The sequence below is a fragment of the Bacteroides sp. AM23-12 genome, assembly GCF_003434395.1.
Classification (GTDB): domain Bacteria; phylum Bacteroidota; class Bacteroidia; order Bacteroidales; family Bacteroidaceae; genus Bacteroides; species Bacteroides thetaiotaomicron.
Genome location: NZ_QTLF01000097.1, coordinates 1 through 249 on the forward strand (window position 1 = coordinate 1; position 249 = coordinate 249).

Annotated in this window: 1 pseudogene; it reads left to right on the plus strand. The window is 45.4% G+C overall.

Features of this window, described 5'->3' with window-relative positions:
• Positions 1-109: 109 nt before the first annotated feature.
• Positions 110-249: pseudogene (locus tag DW640_RS24485) on the plus strand (DNA-binding protein); the annotation flags it as partial.

Sequence of the window (249 nt, forward strand, 5' to 3'; positions counted from 1 at the left end):
TTAGAGTTTGCCGCAAAGGTAACGAAACGGCATACAAGACGTATCGTTTTCCGCTGAAAGGCTGCCTGTTGCGCCGTTTGACCGGGTTACGGAGCCATCTTCCGCAAAAATCTTACGTGAGTCACGTAGTGAGTTGTTAAAGCCCCTTTTGTTTATTGCCGAATTTTGTCGCAGAAACAAAAAGAAAGGACTGAACATGAAAGTGATAACAATGGAAAGTTCCGCCTACAAGGAGATGATGGCGCAGAT